The organism is Vibrio sp. 10N.286.48.F5 (assembly GCF_041469785.1).
GTDB lineage: Bacteria > Pseudomonadota > Gammaproteobacteria > Enterobacterales > Vibrionaceae > Vibrio > Vibrio crassostreae_C.
This window is the reverse complement of the sequence record NZ_JBFRLG010000039.1, coordinates 20,285-41,437: the sequence shown is the minus strand read 5'-3', so window position 1 is coordinate 41,437 and position 21,153 is coordinate 20,285. Positions and strand designations below refer to the sequence as shown.

Genomic DNA, 21,153 nt, shown 5'->3' with positions numbered 1-21,153 from the left:
GTTTTTGTTTAATCTGTCTTGGGGATTCGCTTTGATACGAGCTCTTAAGCAGTATTAGCGAGCCTCAAAAGCCAAAGACTGAATCGCTTCTTCAATCGTTAGGAAGTGGATCTTCATCAGGCACACTTCAGCTTTTTGAAACTCGTGGTTTCGAATCAGTTTAGTCACGCTTTCAACCGAATACTGCTCAGCTCGTTTAGCTAAACCCAGTTGATTTGATATCGATTGAAGTGCGTAGCTGTTACCCTCTGAATCAATGAGGTAATCATCTTCACCCAGGATCATGTCTGAGCATTCTGCTTGAAATTCGTGTTCGGGTGCGACGTAAATAAGCTCATCATCACCGTCGAGTTTTACCAAAGATGGCCAACTGATCATTACTGCCCTTTCTATGTGCTGCTTACTGCTTTTAATAGTGGTGACGACAAGCAATTATATAAAAGTTATCGTCATCTGCTTTATACACTAATCGATTCTTGTCATCGATTCGTCTTGACCAAAAGCCAGACAGGTTGCCGACTAGTGGCTCCGGCTTTCCAATCCCTTCAAAGGGCGTTCTTTTAGCGGCTTCAATCAACTTATTTAGTTTCTTGAGCGTTTTCTTGTCTTGGGTTTGCCAGTATAGGTAATCTTCCCAAGCATTATCTGTAAATACAATCTTTCGATCATTCGTCATTATTCAATTCTCGAACGGTTGTATTTCCGGCTTCGAGTTGAGCAATAGATTCAGCCAATCTTTCAGCGTTTTTAGGCGAGCTCATTAGGTACAAGGTTTCTTGCATTGAATTAAAATGATCAAGAGACATGACCACTGCATCTTCTGAATCTCGTCTGGTTATTACCGTAACATCAGAATCGTCTACCACTCTATCGAGCACAGACTTAAGGCTATTTCTTGCCTCAGTAAAAGAAACAATATTCATCACTTATTTACCCTGTTGTTTTTGGATATGTTTAATCTTTCAATATACACAGAATAGTTAATCATTCATGAATTAACTATTATACATGTTCCGCTTGTTGTACATGTTATCTCAGAGATTACACATGATCAACTTATGGTACATGTCACTCACTGTAAATCTGCAGAGTGTTACTGACTCAAAATGCTATTTACTTAAAGATCGGCCCAACGGCGCGAAGTAACCTTGCAGCGCTTGATAAATCTCTTTGCGATGCGTGAGGTCTGGATAAAGCGGGAACATATCCGGTTTGGTCGTGCCATCGACTAAGTAAGAATTCTCGATATCTGAGCAGGATTCAATCGTAGCTTCAAAGGCACGAGCCATCATTTCTGTTGGCAATGAGAAGTAACGAGCCGACGTTGCCTTGTCGGCAATGACACTGCGTGCCACGTAATCGTGTTTGTCCAAGTTATTGTCGCTAAGCAATGTGGCGTCAAACACAGACATCAAACTTTCATTTAATGGATGAGGTCGCACCTTTCTATCGTGTAACCAACAGTCACTGGCGAACAAGATTTGCTTGCGAGGACCGGAGGTATCGCCGATTTCAAACGCTTTCTCAGCGATATAGTGGTCAAATGCATGCCAAAACTCGTGAGCGAGCGCGCCAGCTCCGGCATTCTTCGCGAGGGCTAATTCTCGTTGGTTCGGGGCATAGTGTGCTTGTACGCCTTTTCTGCCGCCACTGCCGAACGCTAAGCCTAATGTGCCGCGAAGGCCAATCGCTTCTGGTGGCAAAGCCAAGATGTAAGCCAAGTCGGCTAGCGAATCGAATATCAGATTTGCGGCCAACTCTTTTTCTTCTTTCGTCACCCAAGCACCCACACGAATGCTGCCCATACCGAAGGTTTGTTTGATGTCCATGAATGACACCTGATCGCCATGTCGGTAGTCTGGGCCTTCGCGCGTTTTGTATTTAAAGTGAGTTAACTTCAAAAGGGTCCTTGGAAACAGACGTAAGAATGAATAGTGTGCTCAGTGAGATGCGCCTGTGTGAGATGCATCTCTTGGAATTAAAGGACGTTAGCACTTTTGATAGCAAATTGCCGAACAAAATTAGTTTAGATTGAGTTCGAAAGCTTCCCATGAAGTTGGGTTACCTTCACGAGTGAGTGGAAAGAGTGGCTGTTGTGGTTTTGCATAGCTTAATCGGTGCAGTCTTTGAGTTACGTGGTAGCTATCAAGCCCTGATACCGTGACCAAATCCAACGCTTCTAAATCAAGGTAGCCATCCGGCATCACGGCGCGTTTGGGTGCGTGAATCGTTATAACTTCACCGATCAACATTTGCGTTTGATTGCTTTCGATTGTTATCTGTTCTTTGAACGCTAACCCTATCTTTAAACTGCTCTCCAAGACGAAGGGAGCGGGGAATGTGTCGTCATAATAGGCCGTTAAGCCGACCGCGTTGAATTCTGAGACTGGTTTAGGGTAGCGAGCCGAGGTTTGATGGGCCTTTTTAACAAAGTCAGCACCAATGCTGTTAACGGTGAAGTACTTAGTTTCTAGGATGTTTTCTAGCGTATGACGTCGGCTTTTATCTGGGCGAACAATAAAACCAAGCAGCGCGGGATCAGACCCTAGGTGAATGACAGAGCTCACTATCGCAAGGTTTTCAAGCCCCTGTTTATCACAAGTACCAATTAGGTTGGCGCTTTTAAATCCAGATAGGGAGTTAACCAAACGAATGCGGTGGCGCGGGTCCATTGTTTGGATATCTTGTTTAGAAAGGGTCATGTCCTTCATATCTTCTCTTCTTCTCATTTATTGTTATCTTCGAGCATGCTCACTAACGGACTTATATGTACGAAGAATCCGCTTTTATCGATCAAAGAGCGCTTATTGGCCGTGGGCAGTTTGTCTCTTTTATCTCTGCTACAGCACAATGAACGAGATCCTTTGCATAGATTTACGTACGTTGACGTCCCTTTACATCACAGGAGCTAAAGTAATGATGTCGTCTTTATGAGTGTTAACAAATGAAAACAGTCCGCAATATCATTTGGGCAATGATTGCCACAATGTCAGCCTTTTGGTTTGCGATGGAACCGCAATTATTCGCTTCAAGCGATGTCTTTGAATGGCGCTCAGCCATGATTCAGTACTCAGGTATTTTGTCTCTGGTGTTAATGTCCATCACAATGATCTTGGCGATGCGTTTGCCTATGGTTGAGAATTGGCTGAAAGGTATGGATAAAGCATATCGAGTCCATAAATGGCTCGGTATCGGTGGTGTTGCACTGGGTGTGACACACTGGTTGTGGTACCAAATACCTAAGTCATTGGTGGTGTCTGGTGTGTTAGATAAGCCTGTTCGACACGATGGTTCAGGGCCGCAAGCTGTTTTGACTGGATGGGAGTTATGGGTCAATGAATTACGTGGTATTGCTCAGAGTATTGGCGAGTGGGGCTTCTACTTGTTGCTCATTTTACTGGTGGCGTCACTATGGGCGGCAGTGAAGTACAAACCGTTTAAATTGTCGCACCGTCTGATGTCGGTTGCGTACCTGTTTATCGCTTTCCACTCAGTAATCCTGCTTAAACGAGCGTATTGGGGAGAACCTATTTATTATCTAACTGTGGCATTTGCTTTGGCTGGGTCTATCGCAGCGATTTACAGTTTGTTGGGCTTGGTTGGGCGTCGTAATCGTCACTCAGCGACGATTATCTCGACTCGCTATTTTCCACAAGCTGAAGTGATGGAGCTGGTGTTAAAACCGGAGGCATCTTGGCAAGGTCACAAAGCTGGGCAGTTTGCGTACTTGCGTTTCGGTAATGAAGACCCGCATCCGTTTACCATTGTTTCTGGCAGTGATGATCCAGAGCTGCGCTTTTTGATCAAAGAGCTGGGTGATTTTACTAATGGCCTATATGAACGAGTGAAAGCGGGCGATGCGGTTACGGTTGAAGGACCCTATGGTCGACTTTATTTTGACCTAAGCAAGCCACAAATTTGGATTGCTGGTGGTGTCGGGATAGCGTCGTTTTTTGCAACACTTGAAGCGCTCAAAACAGAACGAGATCATCCTCGTATTCAACTGTTTTATTGTACTCGCGGTGTTGATAAGCAATTAATCGATGAGTTGTGGCACCTAGCACACGCGGTTGGTGTGAAGTTGACCGTGATAGATACCTTGCACTCACCGCGGCTAAACGCCGGAAGAATTGTCAATCAATGTGGCGACCTCAACGAGTACGAGATGTATTTCTGCGGGCCGGAGTTGTTCTCTACATCACTGAAAAAAGAATTAGACACCTATCAATTTGATATTGAAAAGCACTACCACGAAGAGCTGTTTGTGATGCGTTAAAGCCAACTATTGGAGCTGTGATTGTTAAATTAGTCAATCGGCACAGTGTAAAAAGGCGTAAAGTCACTCAATTTGTTATTGCAGCGGTTTGCTATTGAGCGATACCATATAGGGCTGTTTCTTTGGTAAAGATGTAATTATGTCAGATGAAAAACTCGCACTCGAATGGATGCGCCAACAAGCTCATAAAGTTGACCCATACGTTATCGATCCATCGTTTGATGAATGCGTTGAGTTGCTTGATCCTGCCTTCAAGAAAGGCAAGAGTGTTGCTCAACTCAAGTATCTGTTATCAGAAGCAGATCGCCGAGCGGGCGCGGCAGAACGTAAGCATGCGGCTTTAAAATACGCCAAAGAGAAAAGCCCAAATGCTGGTCAAATCTTGCGACTGCAAAGCAAGCTTCAACAAGTTCAGTTGGCTCTCAAGCTTGCCACTGGCGATAACAATATGACCATATCTCAGTTCTGTTCAGAGTATGACGTGACTAAGCGTGACGGCAATACGGCATGGAATGAAAAGTTGGTGGAGCAGGGGAAGAGAAAGTAGTCATTAAAAAGCCTGAAAATTGATTTCAGGCTTGGTGGTCAATCCGCTTATTCAGATCCAATACCCACGCTAAGGTCGAATGTTATTGAAGCTGACCTTCTGCGTTCCATCTCCAAGTTTCTCCAACTTAACTACGTCTCCTTGATAGTAATACGGTTCCATTGGCATATTGCTGTTGGTCGGTCTTGCGTAGTGCAATACAGCCAGTTTAGCGTCAACTTGCTGAGCATATACATAGCCAATCAGCGCATGTTCAAATTGGTGATAGCCATTACCCCAATGGAAAGCTTTGGTGCGTTTTGGCTCAAGCCCGACACCGCCGTATTTATGGTCGACCCATACATCATGAAAAGTGGGTAGGGTGTATTGCAGGACGTCTTTCATTGAATCATCGACAAGTGAAACCGTCATTGCTGCTTGATCAAGCTCCGCCCATTCCCATGATGAAGCCCAATTTGTGTTTGGTCTGCTTTGCCAGCCAGTTATCTCTTGGCCTTTCCACGCTTTCTGAAGTTCTTCGCCATAATATTGGGATACACTCACGAAATTTTTCTGATATTGCGCATGAACGAGAGTGTGTTTCATCCCTTTGATGCCAAACTCTTTCCATTCAGAGTTATTCAATGTTTGGCCTGTAAGGTAAGTCATCCAATACGCTTTGATGGTGTGCCCAAAATCGTTGTGATTAGCATTCGGCATCTTGGCGGCTTTGCTGTGAATGGCCCCGTAGAAGCGTTGTTCATCTTCAGAGTGGTAGTGCTCGACCATGGTTTGTGTCAGCCAACTTAGATCATCAAGCCATCTTGTCTTGGTGGGCTCTTTTAGCAGGGGAGCGACTAACAGCATATAACCGTTAATCTGATCAAGTTGCGCGACCAGTTCACGCTGTGTGGCTTTGCCATCTTCACCATCCGCAAGTACCCAAGCAAGACCGCTGTTGTCGCTAAGTCGATATTTATCAAAGATAAAAGCTTGTTGTGCGATGAGTGCTTCTTCTACCTTTTTGTCTTGAGTCAGGTAGTAGTACATGGCAAGGCCAACTAATGCATACGCTTGATCTTGAGAAGTACGCTGCTGCCAATTCTGGCCTACTTTTCCCTCTTTTGTGTAGCCGATAAAGCCGCCGTTTTGCTTATCTTCTAGCTGATCAATGATGTAGTAGGCTCCTTGCTTGGCAAGCGCTAAAGCCTGCTTATCGCCACTAAGGTGGTAGAGCACGCCATAGGCATAAGTTTGACGTGACTTCATCCGCGTAAACTCTTTGCCAAAGTGTGGCGTGATCCAGCCTTTGTTTAGTTCATGGCACACATCAGAAACATCGAGCAAGGTACCGTCATCACAGCGGAAAGTAGGGAAGTTTCCTACCGGTTCTCCTTGAGCGCTAGGCATTAACCAATAAGGTGCAAGCCCTTCAGTCGCATGGTTGAGCCACTCTTCTCCAGAAGGAAGATGGGCGTTGGCAGATACGGCGAAGCTAGTAATACTGAGTAATGCGATCGTTGCTCGTAACATGATGTTTATCTTAACTATTTGAATTTCTTTGAATATAAACAATCACATCTGCACATTGTGATTAGGCGATCACAATCGACCAAATTAATAAGGTTTAGATAAAAGCTCACAGACTAGTGAGCTTTGGAAGGGTGTCTTGTATTTTATACTGGCTTGCCCGCCTCATCTTCTTCAACCACATCGGTTTCTAAGCTTGCCTCTGCCAGCCATTTTTGTATTGATGGACTGTTAAGCACACGTTGTTGATACTGCGATGCCTTTTCGGAAAGTTGTATTCCATAGGTTTCTACGCGCAATGCGACGGGTGCAAACATCGCATCGGCAATCGACCATTCACCAAATAACCATCCCTCTGGGTATTGTTCCATTTGTGCAGACCATATTGCATCAATACGAGCGATGTCTTTCAGTGCGTCTTCACTCAGTGTGAGCTTTCGTTGTGCGCGGCAGTTCATCGGCATTTCATTTCTGACGGCAAAGAACCCAGAGTGCATCTCGGCGGAAATTGCTCGGGCATGGGCGCGTTCTTTCACTGAGCTAGGCCACGCTGCACCGTCCAAATAGGCATCGTTAACGTATTCGAGAATCGCCAATGAATCCCACACCGCAACATTACCATCAACTAGGGTTGGAACCTTGGCCGTTGGCGTCACTTTCGCCAGAGTGTCGTAAAAATCAGAGGTGAATAGCTTGAGCTTAATGACTTCTGCATTGAGGTTGTAGTTGTCGAATATCAGCCATGCGCGCAGTGACCAAGTTGAGTAGTTCTGGTTTCCAATATAAAGCTGCATCGTTGCTTCCTTGCGTTTGGTGGGCATGCATTTGAGATTAGGGGATTGTATTGCGGCGCACTAACGGATAATTTTGATGCAATACATTAACAAAAACGATGGGTGGTGATTTCAATATGGATATTGATGCTTTGCGAGGCTTTCTCGCGTTTGTAGAAACCAGTAGTTTCACTCGTGCAGCGAAACAGATAAATCGCACCCAATCGGCATTCAGTGCTCAGATGCGTAAGTTGGAAGAAGAACTCAACGTCACTCTTTTCCAGAAAGAAGGACGTAATTTAATACTGACTGAAGCTGGCTTAGCGCTGCGATCTCATGCCGAACAGTTGGTCGCCCTTCACAATACCGCACTTAAGCAAGTAAAGCGTTACGAAGACAAACAACCTCTGCGACTCGGCTGCCCTGAAGACTACAATGACACCATTCTGCCGAAAGTGATTCGCCTGTTGCAGAAAGCAGAACCCACCTGTTCAATCCAAATATTCAGCCTGCCCAGCATTACGCTGAGAGAGTGGTTGGATGACGGCAGGCTTGATGCGGCGATTGTCACCCGAGCGCCCGATAGTGAAGAGGGTTACTGGCTCACTCATGATATCGGAGTATGGATAAGCAGCCCTGATTATGTGTTCGATGAGTCTAAACCAGTGCCATTAGCTTTGTTTCAGACCGATTGTAAGTACCACGCCGCGGCAGTGAATGGCTTAACCAAGCAGGGCACGCTTTATCAGTTATTGGCGTGTAGCAATACCGCTTCAGCGCAGCGTGCAATCGTGAAAGCAGGATTAGCGATTGGTGCGATGGGTAAGCTAAGCGTGACTTCAGATTTGAAAATTCTTGATGATATGCCGCCGTTGCCTTCGGTCGATATTGTGCTGATCCTAGCGAGTAAGCATCACCCGGTATTGGATAAAGAAGTGCTCAATCAACTTGTGGAGCTGGGTTCTGAGTAGCTTAGGTTCATCTTCCTATTGGAGGATTCCCAAGCTTTTCAATTTTCGATAAATGGTATTGCGGCTGATACCGAGTATTCTCGAAGTCTTACTTATGTTGCCTTGGTTGGCTTGATAAGTTTGCAACAAGGTTTCTTCAACGGTGCTTCTTAAATCGTTACTCGCTGTACCTTTTATGGCATTAGAAGTCATTAGCTGATGCTGATTATCGTGTGCTAATGACGTGAGATGTAGAGCAAGGTGGCTGGGCACATGCTCGAGTGTGAGTTGGGGTTCATCACTTGCTAATAGAGCAGCAACCTTAAGTAAGTTGTCTAATTCGCGGATATTACCCGGCCAAGAATAGGCGTACAGTAAGCTCATCAAGTGCGGGCAGATTGTCTGTTCGTCTTCGGCGTATTTACGATGAATGTGCTCGATTAAAGCGTGCTTGTCTTGTCGGTGTTGTAGGCTTGGCAAGGTGAAGGCTAAGCCATTGAGTCTGTAATACAGGTCTTGCCTAAACTCACCTGTTGCGACTAACTGCTCGAGGTTTTTGTGAGTTGCAGCGATGATCTGACAATCGACTTGATAGCTTTGATTAGAACCAACTGGCACCACGGATTTGTCTTGCAGAACATGCAGTAGTCGGCACTGAGCTTCTAAAGGCATGTCGGCGATCTCATCTAGAAATAGAATCCCTTTATCTGCTTGACGGATCTTACCTTGGAAGCCCTTGTGGCTTGCTCCCGTAAAGGCGCCCGGCGCGTAACCAAACAGTTCAGATTCGATAAGATCTTTCGGCAGTGCGCCGCAATTTACCGCCACCAACGGCGACGATTTACGTTGGCTTTGCTTGTGTAATGCTTTAACAAATTCGCCCTTACCAACCCCTGTTTCTCCTAAGATCAACAAACTGATCCCTTTGTCGATTACCTTGTTGGCTTGCTGCCAAGCATGTTCAATTTGTTGTTCGCCATGGTGCAAATCGCACGATGCTGAAATAGAGCGAGTGCGTTTTGCAGTTGGATGTTTGAGGTGCTGTTTCTCAAATACAAAAGGCGTGTCTAATGAGGTTCGGTTGAACAGGGTATCGATACTCTCACCGACGATCGAGGTTTGATCCAATAGTTGAGAGGCGACCTGATTGTGTGCCACCACCTCCCCAGCTTCATTGGCTATTACAATCCCTTGCCAACCACTGTGTAATAACGATTTCTCACATGCGAGGTCGATGCGAGTGGTGCCTTGTGGGATGTGGCTCAGTAGCTGGTTTTCAACAAGCTGAACCATATTTTGAACCAGTAGCTGCACCGAACTGTCGTGCTGTTGCTGCTCACTGGTAATGTCCAATACGCCAACCATGTTCCCTTGGTGATCAAACACAGGGCTTGCTGAACAGCTGATAAATCGATGCTGGTGGATGAAGTGCTGCTCACCAATGATGGTCACGGGTTTAGCTTCAACAATCGCGGTGCCAATCGCGTTGGTGCCCTTAAGTTGTTCCTGCCAACACGCTCCTGAGCTGAGTGCAATTGATGTCAGCTTCTCCTTAAACCGCTCCTGTCCCCAACTCGCCAGAATCACCCCTTCAATATCGGTCAGAATCAAACGACTGTCGGTACGAGCAAACATCTGATTAAACAAAGGTAGCGCATTGCGTTCGACGATGTGGATCAAGTCAGCCGATTGATGACGTCGCTGCTTAAGAATCGATTGTGGTAGGCGAATGTCTTCAGGAAGTCGTCTCTGTTTTAGACCCGCTTCTGTGCTGCGGTGCCAAGAGGACGAAAGCCAATCTGAGGTGTTTGCTTGTTGAAGGTGCATGACTGTTCCATGTCGTAACAGTGAGGGTGTACCAATTTGGAACAGTTGAACACTGGAGTGGTTTCCATACGTCCGTTCAATGCCAACTCACTTTGGGTTGTAAACGTTTGGTAATCATAGTTTTACAATTTATTAACAACAAGTTTTGAAGTTCTGGCGTGTGATTTGCGTTGTTACTGTTGTGAAGAAAACACGAAGTATCAGTGTTTTAAACAGAAAGCATAAACATGGGCGTCTCGCCATGAGTTCTTTTCTCAAGGGGAGCGGCCACAAAAATAAGACAGCTCTAGCTCAATAACGAATATCAAATCGAAGAAGGATCTAACTATGATTTACGCACAGCCGGGTAGTGACAACGCAGTGGTGAACTTTAAAGCTCAATACGATAACTTTATCGGTGGCGAGTGGGTGAAGCCTGTCAGCGGCGAGTATTTTGATAACACTTCCCCAGTGAATGGTCAGGTGTATTGCCAAGTGGCACGTTCAACAGAGGCAGACATTAGCTTGGCACTCGATGCGGCGCATGCGGCTCGTGCTAGTTGGGCTGCGACCAGTGTGACAGAACGTTCCAATATCCTACTTAAAATTTCCGATCGCATTGAAGCGCACCTAGAAGAAATCGCGGTGGCGGAGACGTGGGAAAACGGCAAGCCTGTGCGTGAAACTCTAGCGGCAGACATCCCGTTAGTTGTTGACCACTTCCGTTACTTTGCAGGCTGTATTCGGGCGCAAGAAGGCAGCGCAGCCGAGCTAGATTCAAACACCGCGAGCTACCACTTCCCAGAACCCATCGGTGTGGTGGGGCAGATCATTCCTTGGAACTTCCCGATTTTAATGGCGGCTTGGAAATTGGCGCCAGCACTGGCTGCGGGTTGCTGTGTTGTGATGAAGCCAGCGGAGCAAACACCGACATCGATCTTAGTGATGATGGAGAAGATCGCCGATCTTCTGCCTGCTGGCGTGGTCAACATCGTCAATGGTTTTGGTAGCGAAGCGGGTCAAGCGTTAGCAACCAGCGATCGCTTAGCGAAGTTGGCGTTTACTGGTTCAACAGAGGTCGGCCACCACATCTTGAAATGTGCCGCAGAAAGCTTGATTCCATCAACGGTTGAGCTTGGCGGTAAGTCTCCAAATATCTACTTCCCAGATATCTTTAATCATGAAGATGAATACCTAGATAAGTGTGTCGAAGGTATGTTGCTGGCGTTCTTTAATCAGGGGGAAGTGTGTACCTGTCCGTCACGTGTGCTGATCCATGAATCGGTGTACGACAAGTTCATCGCCAAGGTGGTCGAGCGTGCTCAAACTATTAAACAAGGTAACCCGTTAGATACCGATACTCAGGTTGGCGCACAAGCTTCAAAAGAGCAGTTCGATAAGATTCTGAGTTACCTTGAAATCGGTCGTCAAGAGGGTGCGAAAGTGCTGACAGGTGGCGAAGTTGCGCAGCAATCTGATGATCTCGGTAATGGTTATTACATCCAGCCAACAATGTTGGAAGGGCACAACAAGATGCGAGTATTCCAAGAGGAGATCTTCGGGCCTGTTATCGCGGTGACGACGTTTAAAGATGAAGCAGAAGCACTCGAGATAGCCAATGATACCGAATATGGCTTGGGTGCAGGCGTGTGGACGCGTGATGCAAACCTCGCGTATCGAATGGGTCGCAACATTGAAGCCGGCCGTATCTGGGTGAACTGCTACCACGCTTACCCAGCTCATGCCGCGTTTGGTGGTTACAAGAAGTCGGGTATCGGCCGTGAGACACATAAGATGATGCTCGATCACTACCAAAATACTAAGAACCTGTTGATCAGCTACGATACTAACCCACTAGGATTTTTCTAAAATAGATAGGTTCTAGAACAGTCTATTAGGAAGTCACTAGCAACGAGATGGCTTAAACAATACAAGTAAAATGAAAAGCAAAACGCCAAGTTCTTATGAGCTTGGCGTTTTTATGTTTGAATCGCTTTAGTTTTTCGAAAAGAAGATCTCTGGCTTATGGTTCGGGCCATAGTTGCCTTCTAGTTGGGTAAGTTCTAATCCTTGTTTGCCTATCAAAGAGCCGACCAATTGGCGGTTAAACGGGTAGCTGTCGGGGTTGTTAATGTACTCTTCAACATCAATCCATTTAGCTTCTGCAATTTCATCTGTGTCTTGAATCGCAATCTCTTGAGTTTGAGCGATAAGGTGACAAACAAAGTAGAGGTTAGACTTTCCGAATTGATACGGGTGTCTTGTCGCCATGCCAACCACAGAAACGAACGTGGCTTCGATGCCAGTCTCTTCTAAGGTTTCTCGAACCACGGATTCTTCAATGCCTTCACCCAACTCAATATGACCGCCCGGTAATTTGTAGCCCGTCATGCCGTGTTCTTTAATCATCAGCACTTGGTTGTGTTCGTTAGTGATTAACGCGCCAGCACCCAAGGTGTGGGTCGGAATGAAAGGCACAAACTCTACAATCTCGGATTTGTGGATCAGCGTAATCTCGTCTTCTAAGCAGTTGTGAAACACAAAGCCAAGCTCAGTCGCCACCGGAATAAGGTGCGAGAGTGAAATAGGTAAGCTAATCCAAATAATGCCTTTGCTATTCTGCTTTGAAAATTCGGTGATCTCGCTGAGTTCGGCATTGAATGAGTCAACATCGTGAGGGGCTGTTGCTGGGTCAATGATGATGCCGTTAAATTTGTCGAGCGTAAATTCCACGGGTGATCCTTTATTATTTTGATTTATTGGGCGTCGAGCATGGTCTGAGCTTATCGTATCTAAAGAGCTTATAACACCTTGAGAGCAAGGGCAGCAGTGAATCAAAAGTAGGCAATGCAGTTTATGTCGAACGGGTCGGGATAAGTGGAGGGTGTTGCTAGAAACAAAAACTGCGCTTGGAAGCCAAAGCGCAGTTTTAAAATGAGGTTTATTGCAGTTCGATTTTAACGAATATAGTTCGCGTTAATACTCACGTACCAGTGTTGAAGCTTGCCATCAGATTTCTTGATCCACAAATCGTTGGTGTAGCTATCAATCTTGCCGTTAACCGTAAGGTTGAATGTGTTCTCGTCGAATTCGCCAAGCTTCACGAACTGGTCCGTGGTAATCAGGAATGGGTCCATGTCGTCTACACCAACCACATCTGAAATCACATAGTAGTGGTAAGTCAGCGGCTTGCTCGCATCATTCGGGTTGCTGCGATACGCAACAAGCTTGAATGGTTCCGTTAATGGAACGTCGAGCGTTTGCTTGTCCATGGTCGCTGGAATTGGAATAAACAGCCAAGCGGTAAACAGACCGCTCAATAAAACCATCAGGAAGAAAAGAGTCTTAATTGCTTTCATAGCAACCTTCAAAATATGGGGGATGTTAATGGGGCTATGGTAACTAGGGAGAGTAAAGATGCAAGCTCTGTTATTACCCTATCTTATCTCAGCTTAATCTAGCGCAAAGAAAGCGGTTCGGTTAACTCGAAATGTAAACACGAGTGCTTAACTCTTGATGATGGCTTAAGAGAATTCGTTATTTGAACCAATCTTGGTTTTTAACCAGTCTCTCGAAACAAGGCGAAGAACTGTCGCGAAATGACCTATATAGATAAAATTTAGTACGATAAGAATAGCGCATGAATATTTTTTGAGCGTTTTCTTATGCATTTAAATCCACGGTTAAGTGGCGAATACCATTCTTATGTCGATCACTCATTTCGTATCGATTGTTCACTTGGCTCCAATCCATTTGGCGCACCAGAAATTCCTGAACATGTGATCAAAGATATTATCTACGGTATTGATAAGTACTATTGCCACAGGGAGGTTTCGGAGCTGACTTATCTGACTCGCCAGTTTATTGGGATTGAAGATTGTCGTATTACGTACACCACGGGCTCTCTTGGGGCGCTAGAACTTATCTTCAATAAACTTATCGATCACAACAATCGCACCATGATAGGCATTGGCCCTCAGTTTGTTGAAGCAGTATCAGAGTTCACTTTGGTGGGCGGGAAGTACCAGTCCATCAACATGTTTGATTATCAAAACGAGTCGGATCTGTTCGGTGTGTTGGCATCAAAAATAAGCAGTCAAAATCCTGCCTTGGTGTATATCGATAATCCCAACAACCCAACGGGTCGAATCTACGACAGAGCTTATCTGGTCGAGATAGCGAGAGTATGTGAGCGTTCTGGCGCTATTTTGATTGTCGACGAGGCATATGGTGAATACCTGACCCCTGAGCAGTCTATGCTCGATCAGACCTTAGTCTTGGACAACTTAATAGTTTTACGAACCTTTTCTAAAGGTTTAGGGCTCGCTGGGATTCGACTCGGTTACTTAGCCAGCAGTGAAAACCTGACTTCTGCAATCGAAGCTGCGGTGAGTGTGTTTACGCCGACTTACCCCTCAATAAAAATCGCATCGGCGACCTTACCCAATGCAAAACACTTCTTAGAAATGAACCGCAGCAAAACTGAATACTTTAAGCAGCAAATGATCGGCTTGTTGTCTGAGAACAATATTGAGGTGGTTGGCACGTCAATATCGACGCCCATTATGTTGTTGAAAAAGAGAGGAACTCACCTTTCAAAGCTATTTGAGAGTATCGGTATTAAGACATGTTCGGGTGTCGATTTTGCTATTACGTGCGACGCGATGACTGAAGAGTATGTTCGATTACGAATTGTTGGCAATGATATAGATTTAGAAGCGTTAAAGCAGCGTATTAAGCAGTTATAAAAGCAACCGTTATAAAATCAGTAGGCATAAAAAAGCCCGCACCTTGCGTTTACAAAGTGCGGGCTAAATTCATCTGGCTACTTGTTTAAGTAAGCAGCATGGAACTCAATGTGTTCATCAATAAAGCTAGAGATGAAGTAGTAGCTGTGGTCGTAACCAGGCTGCATACGTAGATCTAAATCGGCATTGGTTACCTTAGCGGCTTCGACTAATTGCTCAGGTTTAAGCTGTTCAATCAGGAAGTTATCGGCTTCACCTTGGTCGACCAACATTGGCAGTTTAGTGCCTTTGGTTTTTAGAAGCTCAGAGGCATCGTAGTGTTTCCACTCTTCAATATCCAAGCCTAGGTATTGGTTGAAGGCTTTTTGTCCCCAAGGGCATTGCATTGGGTTGGTGATTGGGCTGAATGCAGAGATAGAACGGTAGCTATCTTCGTTTTTAATGCCAATCGTTAGGGCACCATGTCCGCCCATGCTGTGACCAGAAATCGATTTTACGGATGTAACAGGGAAGAACGACTCAATTAATGCAGGGAGCTCTGTTACCACGTAATCGTACATGTGGTAATGGCTGTCCCATGGCGCTTGAGTGGCATTCACATAGAAGCCTGCACCTTGGCCGAGATCGTAATTTTCATCGTCGGCAACACCTTCGCCACGTGGGCTAGTGTCTGGTGCAACAATCGCGATGCCTTGCTCAGCCGCGGCTTTGAAAGCGCCGGCTTTTTGCATGAAGTTTTCATCGGTACAGGTTAAGCCTGACAACCAATACAAAACAGGAACTGGGTTTTCTTTGCTTGCGTTAGGTGGCAAGAAAATCGCAAAACGCATGTTGCAGTCAAGCGTTGCAGAAAAGTGGGTGTATTGTTTGTGCCAACCACCAGCAACCTTTGCTTGGTTAATGTTTTCGATTGTCATCTATTGTGCTCCGTTAGGTTGATGGTTTGGGAGTAAATTTGTCTATATTACATAAAGTTTCACCACCCACCGGGCAGGAGGTGGTGAAGACAGTTTGTTGCTATTCATTTGTAGCTGTGGCCTCGATGCTCGAAAGAATCGAGGCCAAGATGTGTTACTTATCCATGTGTAGAACAGTACGGATAGATTCACCTTTGTGCATTAGGTCGAATGCTTCGTTTACGTCTTGCAGACCCATTGTATGAGTGATGAACTCTTGAAGGCCAAACTCACCCGCCATGTAACGGTTTACGATTTCTGGAAGCTCAGAGCGGCCTTTAACACCACCGAAAGCAGAGCCACGCCATACACGACCAGTCACTAGTTGGAATGGACGAGTTGCGATCTCTTGGCCAGCACCTGCAACACCAATGATGACTGATTCGCCCCAACCTTTGTGACAGCACTCAAGCGCTTGACGCATCACGTTTACGTTACCGATACACTCGAAAGAGTACTCAACACCACCGTCTGTCATCTCAACGATAACGTCTTGGATTGGCTTGTCGAATTTAGTTGGGTTGATGCAGTCAGTCGCGCCAAGCTGTTTTGCTAGCTCGAATTTGCTCTCGTTGATATCAACACCGATGATGCGGTCAGCACCAGCCATGCGAGCACCAATGATTGCAGAAAGACCGATACCACCTAGGCCGAATACAGCAACGTTGTCGCCTTTTTCAACTTTAGCTGTGTTAAGTACCGCGCCCATACCTGTTGTTACACCACAACCTAGAAGACAAACTTCTTCAAGTGGTGCTTCTTTGCTTACTTTCGCTAGAGAGATTTCTGGAAGTACAGTGTACTCAGAGAAAGTAGAGCAACCCATGTAATGGAAAATTGTTTCGCCATTGATAGAGAAGCGGCTTGTACCGTCTGGCATTAGGCCTTTACCTTGCGTTTCACGAACGGCTTGGCATAGGTTAGTTTTACCAGATTTACAGAACTTACATTCGCCACATTCAGCTGTGTAAAGTGGGATAACGTGGTCGCCAATCTCAACACTTGTAACGCCTTCGCCGATCATCTCAACGATACCGCCACCTTCGTGACCAAGAATTGAAGGGAAGATACCTTCTGGATCGTCACCTGATAATGTGAATGCGTCAGTGTGACAAACACCAGTAGCAACGATGCGAACTAGAACCTCACCAGCTTTAGGAAGTTGTACATCAACTTCTTCCATTTTTAGTGGCTCGCCAGCTGCCCATGCAACCATTGCTTTTGATTTGATATGCGTTTGACCAGGTTTAATTTCGATTGTCATTGGATGTTTCCTATATGTCAGTACAGCGGATAACTGTGCAATTAAATTCAACCCGTTAAGCGTAGTTGAGCTTAATTGTTTCCGCTCTCTCGTTTTGTTGGAGCTAGTATAGGTGTGAGTGCATGTTTTGATAATCCCCTTAAATAGAAAATGATTATTACGTATTTGTAATAATAAGTATGGAGAGCTGATCTGTTTTCCCTGTGATTACTTTATTCGGATCGAGCCGGTTTTTGATGGAGGGCTACTTATTCAAATAGTCGGAATGCATAGTTGTCATTGATGTTTGAGGGGTTGTCTTATGGCGGCTTATATATTAATAACTGATTCGTACGATAGAGTCATCAATACTCATGATCATTACTAACTAATTGAATTTTAAGGATTGAAGCAATGTCGCATAAGCACTCTGTATGCGACGTTTTGTAAGATATCAGAAACAATAGTGTCATTTTTCTCACCTAATCTCCTCGCCAAATTTTGAGTTCTAACTTTTTGGGAAGAGAAAATGAAAAAGAGTACATTGACCGTACTGTCAGGCTTGATAGCAACAGCTTTGGTCGGTTGCAATTCAAGTTCGCTAAGTGATGACAGCGGCAATATGGATAGCGCAGTGCAAGTGGCGTTCATGCCTGATATCCATTTCCATGATGTTTACGGTGATTTTCAGGATGGCTCGTTCGCAGGGTTGCCGAATGCAATCAGTGGTAAGAATGCAACGATCAGAACGATGGAGTCTCAGATGAACTCTACCCGTCTATTCAACGAAAACTATTTCGCGATGATCGCAGCGCTTGATGATGTGGTTGAGCGCGGAGTGAAGTACGTAGCACTGCCGGGGGACTTAAGTGACGACGGTCAGCCAGTACATATGCGTGGATTAGTGAGCATTTTTGACCACTATCGTGACACGTACGGCCTTGAGTTTTTTGCAGCGCCTGGCAACCACGATCCAGTGAGGCCATTTACTATACCTGCGGGTAAGTCGGACTTTTTGGGAGAAGGGGGTAAGAACCAACGTATTTATAGTCGGGGTAAGGAAGAGTGTGTTGGCTATGAAGATGAGTGGACAACCATTCCCGGTGACGGCGATAACCTAGCAACCATCTGTACTGAAGAAGTGCGTGAGTGGGGCTATGAAGAGATCATGAGTATCCTTGGTACTCACGGCTTCTACCCTCAGCAAGATTATCTCTACTTTGAAACCCCTTATAGCAGTGCGCAAGCTCGTACCAACTACAGCTATGAATTAGCGAAAGAAGAAGCAGCTTTTGATAAGCGCATGTACGAGATCTGTTATGAAGGAACAGGTGGTAGTTATAAAGAGAATGGCTACTCAAGTTGTTCTGAAGTGCCGGATACCAGTTACTTAGTCGAGCCAGTCAAAGGCTTGTGGCTGTTGGCCATTGACGCGAATGTTTATCGCCCTAAAGAAAATTCGTCTGATAGCTCTGTAGACGGAAACACGTTTGATGGATCAAGCAGCGCTGGCTACAACATGATGCTGACTCACAAAGAACATGTGATCGATTGGATCTCTGATGTAGTAAAAGCAGCCAAAGAGCAGAATAAGACGCTTGTTTCCTTCTCGCACTTCCCAATGACAGATTTCTACAACGGTGCCTCTGAAGAGATTGAAGATCTGTTTGGTGAAGGAAGCCATCAACTGGCTCGTGAACCAGATGACAATACTAGTCGTACACTTGCTGCAACAGGATTGAATATCCACGTTGGCGGTCATATGCACTTTAACGATACTGGTAAGAAAAGCTTCAATATCGATGGTGTTCAGCACACGCTCTTTAATATCCAAGCGCCATCGTTAGCGGGTTACATCCCAGCTTACAAGCTGCTGAACATTCGCCCTGATAACCAAATCGAAGTTGAAACTGTGGTTATCGATCAAGTTGAACGTTACAACGAACTATTTAGTCACTACGAAGAAGAGCATGAGTACTTAACAGCAAACGCAAGTAATGAGGAAGAAGAAGCTAAGATATGGGATATCAATATTCTTGATTCAAAGAGTTACTATGAACTCACCGACTGGCATATCCGTGAATTAACGCGCTTGCGTTTCCTTCCTAGTGATTGGCCAATCGAAATGCGTGAAATGATCATGCACATGAACGGTGAAGAGATGATGATCATGTCTCAACTAGAAACGCAGTTCACGGTTTGTCAATTAGCTGACAAGTTGGGTTATCCAGTTGAAGGCTGCACTGCAAATGGTGTCGTTGATGAGGAACAGTTCCAGAAAGATTGGCAGGCAGCCAAAGTAGAAGCTGAGGTTTTGGCAACTACTGAGGGGTTAAGCTTAGCTGACTTTGCAGAGTGGAGTGGTGAGCTACTAGCAACCGATTTCTACCGACTACGTAATGCAGACGAACTGGCGTTCCGTGATATCGGTGAAACACAACTACGCCAATACGAACTGCTAAGCCGCGAGCTTGCCGAGTTTGATGGCACAGTGGATTCAGAGCTAGGTGATCTTGGCCAATATACAGTGGGAGAGGTATTCCGCTCTCGTTTCGGTAGCTTGTTCGTGATTCTTGAAAAATTCGCAACAGGCCAAGCAAGTGACCACTTCTTGATGGCGTTGTTGCCTAAATTAGTTGAACCTTTTCCAAGTCCTGTGATCTGATCATTTGAAACGATTGAAACGATTGAAACGATTGGAATGGTGGTGATATGGGTAAAGCAAACAAGAAGATAACTAACTGGACGGAGTACAATAAGGCTCTTTGTAAACGTGGTTCGGTTACATTCTGGATAGATGATTCAGCCGTAGATGCATGGCGATGCAAAACTCATCATGGTAAGCGTGGGAGAGGCTTTCAGTACTCTGATACAGCGATTGAAACCGCCTTGATGATTAAGGGCATCTTCTCTCTTCCTTTACGTGCTCTTCAAGGCTTTATCGACTCTATCTTTGAGCTATTAGATGTTCCACTAACGTCCCCTGACTACACCTGTATCAGTAAACGCTCGAAGACAGTTCAGGTCAAATATCGCAATAAATCGAGAGGGGCTATTCGCCATATAGCCATTGATTCTACTGGCCTCAAAGTCTTTGGTGAGGGGGAGTGGAAAGTGAAAAAGCATGGTACAGAAAAACGTAGGACATGGCGCAAACTGCACTTAGCTGTGGATGTGGATACTCACGAAGCGATTAGTGCGGAAGTCAGTCTTGTAAATGTAGGCGATAGTGAAGTGTTACCGACGTTACTCAACCCACTACGTAGAAAGGTCGCTGCCGTATCCGCCGATGGAGCATATGACACAAAAAATTGCCACGAGACTCTGAAAAATAAAGGCTGTACTCCGTTAATACCGCCTCGAAAGAATGCAGCTCTTTGGGAAGACGGTCATCCCAGAAACAAAGCGGTAATAGCTCTGAGAGATGGAACAATATCGGAATGGAAAACAGAGTCTGGTTATCACTATCGTTCAATATCTGAGACTGCTATGTCCCGATATAAAGGACTAACAAGCGATAAATTGAGCTTGAGATGTTACAACGCTCAAGTGGGCGAAATCATGGCGAATGTCAAAGCGATTAACAAAGTCATAGGACTAGGTATGCCCGTTAGAAGCTAACGGCTAGCTACATATGGTGTCGTTGATCTTCAAGCTGATTTGATGAACAACGCCCTTCTTGATTGATATCGACCAGCAAACCCTGACCGATCTTAAAGGTGAAGTGAAGCGCGATATCCTAAGAGGCTCAACGTCTGCAAATTAAGCGCTTTTGCCGATTAGATGATTAGATGATTAGATTGATGAAGGGTCTGCTAGCCACGAATTAGTGGGCTCTTTTTTTGTCTAAGCGTAGGTTTAATCGAGAATTACACCTAAGAATTTTTAAGGTGCATCATAATAATTACTTGCTGAAAATCGCATGAATCGGAAATAAAACTACAATATTCTGAGCGCCGTATTTTATTGTTGTGGACTTAAACATGCTTTTATCTCTCTCGCCTCCTGTGATGCTGTCACTTGCCATTGTATTTGAAGTTGTCGCGACTTCTCTATTGCCTAAAACGCAGCAATTTACTTCTTTGCCCGCGACTGCCGCAGTGCTAGTCGGTTATGGCTTTGCTTTCTATCTGTTGTCTCTCACGGTTCAAACTATGTCTTTAGGTGTGGCATATGCGGTTTGGTGTGGGGCAGGGATAGTGCTAGTCGCAGCGCTGTCTTGGCTGGTCTACGGGCAAAAACTCGATATCTTTGCGATCATCGGTATCGCTTTGATTTTGGTGGGCGTCGTGATTATTAACTTGTTTTCGACGTCGGTGAGTCATTAGGGGCTAACTCGCTTTTG

The 21,153-nt window shown here is 45.3% G+C and carries 20 protein-coding genes; 8 read left to right on the top strand and 12 right to left on the bottom strand.

Annotated features, from left to right (window positions below; all coding sequences use genetic code 11):
- Positions 1 to 54: 54 nt before the first annotated feature.
- From AB4185_RS19200 to AB4185_RS19180, 5 genes are all read right to left on the bottom strand, one after another.
- Positions 55 to 378 (bottom strand): DUF4144 domain-containing protein, encoded by a 324-nt coding sequence (locus AB4185_RS19200; protein ID WP_372135780.1) that lies wholly within the window; start codon positions 376 to 378, stop codon positions 55 to 57.
- 31 nt (positions 379 to 409) lie between these two features.
- Positions 410 to 676, bottom strand: a complete 267-nt coding sequence (locus AB4185_RS19195; RefSeq protein WP_017069754.1) for a Txe/YoeB family addiction module toxin — start codon at positions 674 to 676, stop codon at positions 410 to 412.
- Positions 666 to 923, bottom strand: a complete 258-nt coding sequence (locus tag AB4185_RS19190) for a type II toxin-antitoxin system Phd/YefM family antitoxin (protein ID WP_017061616.1) — start codon at positions 921 to 923, stop codon at positions 666 to 668. The genes AB4185_RS19195 and AB4185_RS19190 overlap by 11 nt, the downstream gene beginning before the upstream one ends.
- 186 nt (positions 924 to 1,109) lie before the next feature.
- Entirely contained in the window at positions 1,110 to 1,901 is a 792-nt protein-coding gene (locus AB4185_RS19185) for a CLCA_X family protein (protein WP_372135779.1), read from the bottom strand.
- A 120-nt stretch (positions 1,902 to 2,021) separates the two neighbouring features.
- Complete coding sequence (locus AB4185_RS19180) at positions 2,022 to 2,711, bottom strand: flavin reductase family protein (RefSeq protein WP_017061618.1); 690 nt, start codon at positions 2,709 to 2,711, stop codon at positions 2,022 to 2,024.
- A 233-nt stretch (positions 2,712 to 2,944) separates the two neighbouring features.
- On the opposite strand from AB4185_RS19180, the gene AB4185_RS19175 reads away from it, so the two are divergent.
- Both AB4185_RS19175 and AB4185_RS19170 read left to right on the top strand, forming a co-directional pair.
- Positions 2,945 to 4,276, top strand: coding sequence for a ferric reductase-like transmembrane domain-containing protein (locus tag AB4185_RS19175; RefSeq protein ID WP_017064979.1), 1,332 nt, complete (start codon positions 2,945 to 2,947; stop codon positions 4,274 to 4,276).
- Positions 4,277 to 4,415: 139 nt separating this feature from the next.
- Positions 4,416 to 4,823 carry a hypothetical protein gene (locus AB4185_RS19170; RefSeq protein WP_017061620.1) on the top strand — a complete coding sequence of 136 codons (408 nt, stop codon included), beginning with the start codon at positions 4,416 to 4,418 and terminating at the stop codon, positions 4,821 to 4,823.
- A 69-nt stretch (positions 4,824 to 4,892) separates the two neighbouring features.
- Here AB4185_RS19170 and AB4185_RS19165 read toward each other — a convergent pair whose 3' ends face one another.
- Together AB4185_RS19165 and AB4185_RS19160 are read right to left on the bottom strand one after the other, a co-directional pair.
- A complete protein-coding gene (locus tag AB4185_RS19165) occupies positions 4,893 to 6,335 on the bottom strand; it encodes an N-acylglucosamine 2-epimerase (RefSeq protein WP_102428693.1) in 1,443 nt (480 codons plus the stop codon).
- A gap of 143 nt (positions 6,336 to 6,478) precedes the next feature.
- Positions 6,479 to 7,126, bottom strand: a complete 648-nt coding sequence (locus AB4185_RS19160; RefSeq protein WP_017069761.1) for a glutathione S-transferase family protein — start codon at positions 7,124 to 7,126, stop codon at positions 6,479 to 6,481.
- A 98-nt stretch (positions 7,127 to 7,224) separates the two neighbouring features.
- Here AB4185_RS19160 and AB4185_RS19155 point away from each other — a divergent pair, with 98 nt between their 5' ends.
- Positions 7,225 to 8,076: a LysR family transcriptional regulator gene (locus tag AB4185_RS19155; protein WP_372135778.1), complete on the top strand. Its 852-nt coding sequence runs from the start codon at positions 7,225 to 7,227 to the stop codon at positions 8,074 to 8,076.
- A 15-nt stretch (positions 8,077 to 8,091) separates the two neighbouring features.
- On the opposite strand, the gene AB4185_RS19150 is transcribed toward AB4185_RS19155, so the two are convergent.
- Entirely contained in the window at positions 8,092 to 9,882 is a 1,791-nt protein-coding gene (locus AB4185_RS19150) for a sigma-54-dependent Fis family transcriptional regulator (protein ID WP_372135777.1), read from the bottom strand.
- Positions 9,883 to 10,209: 327 nt separating this feature from the next.
- Between AB4185_RS19150 and AB4185_RS19145 the strand changes: the two genes are divergently transcribed.
- Complete coding sequence (locus tag AB4185_RS19145) at positions 10,210 to 11,730, top strand: aldehyde dehydrogenase family protein (protein ID WP_017061629.1); 1,521 nt, start codon at positions 10,210 to 10,212, stop codon at positions 11,728 to 11,730.
- Between the two features lie 126 nt (positions 11,731 to 11,856).
- Here AB4185_RS19145 and AB4185_RS19140 read toward each other — a convergent pair whose 3' ends face one another.
- A complete protein-coding gene (locus tag AB4185_RS19140; RefSeq protein WP_372116700.1) occupies positions 11,857 to 12,594 on the bottom strand; it encodes an NUDIX domain-containing protein in 738 nt (245 codons plus the stop codon).
- Between the two features lie 224 nt (positions 12,595 to 12,818).
- The gene (locus AB4185_RS19135) at positions 12,819 to 13,220 is read right to left on the bottom strand and encodes a hypothetical protein (protein WP_017061631.1); all 402 of its coding nucleotides are present in this window, start codon (positions 13,218 to 13,220) and stop codon (positions 12,819 to 12,821) included.
- 306 nt (positions 13,221 to 13,526) lie between these two features.
- Between AB4185_RS19135 and AB4185_RS19130 the strand changes: the two genes are divergently transcribed.
- Positions 13,527 to 14,609, top strand: coding sequence for an aminotransferase class I/II-fold pyridoxal phosphate-dependent enzyme (locus tag AB4185_RS19130; RefSeq protein WP_372135776.1), 1,083 nt, complete (start codon positions 13,527 to 13,529; stop codon positions 14,607 to 14,609).
- Between the two features lie 77 nt (positions 14,610 to 14,686).
- Here AB4185_RS19130 and fghA read toward each other — a convergent pair whose 3' ends face one another.
- Together fghA and AB4185_RS19120 are read right to left on the bottom strand one after the other, a co-directional pair.
- Positions 14,687 to 15,526 (bottom strand): S-formylglutathione hydrolase, encoded by an 840-nt coding sequence (gene fghA, locus AB4185_RS19125; protein ID WP_372135775.1) that lies wholly within the window; start codon positions 15,524 to 15,526, stop codon positions 14,687 to 14,689.
- Between the two features lie 154 nt (positions 15,527 to 15,680).
- Entirely contained in the window at positions 15,681 to 16,829 is a 1,149-nt protein-coding gene (locus AB4185_RS19120; RefSeq protein WP_017064961.1) for an S-(hydroxymethyl)glutathione dehydrogenase/class III alcohol dehydrogenase, read from the bottom strand.
- Positions 16,830 to 17,337: 508 nt separating this feature from the next.
- Between AB4185_RS19120 and AB4185_RS19115 the strand changes: the two genes are divergently transcribed.
- The 3 genes from AB4185_RS19115 (at position 17,338) to AB4185_RS19105 (ending at position 21,136) form a co-directional block, all read left to right on the top strand.
- Positions 17,338 to 19,473, top strand: coding sequence for a metallophosphoesterase (locus AB4185_RS19115; RefSeq protein ID WP_372135774.1), 2,136 nt, complete (start codon positions 17,338 to 17,340; stop codon positions 19,471 to 19,473).
- A 47-nt stretch (positions 19,474 to 19,520) separates the two neighbouring features.
- Positions 19,521 to 20,429, top strand: a complete 909-nt coding sequence (locus AB4185_RS19110; protein ID WP_372135773.1) for an IS5 family transposase — start codon at positions 19,521 to 19,523, stop codon at positions 20,427 to 20,429.
- 362 nt (positions 20,430 to 20,791) lie between these two features.
- The gene (locus AB4185_RS19105) at positions 20,792 to 21,136 is read left to right on the top strand and encodes a multidrug efflux SMR transporter (RefSeq protein WP_065584843.1); all 345 of its coding nucleotides are present in this window, start codon (positions 20,792 to 20,794) and stop codon (positions 21,134 to 21,136) included.
- The last annotated feature ends 17 nt before the right edge of the window (positions 21,137 to 21,153 follow it).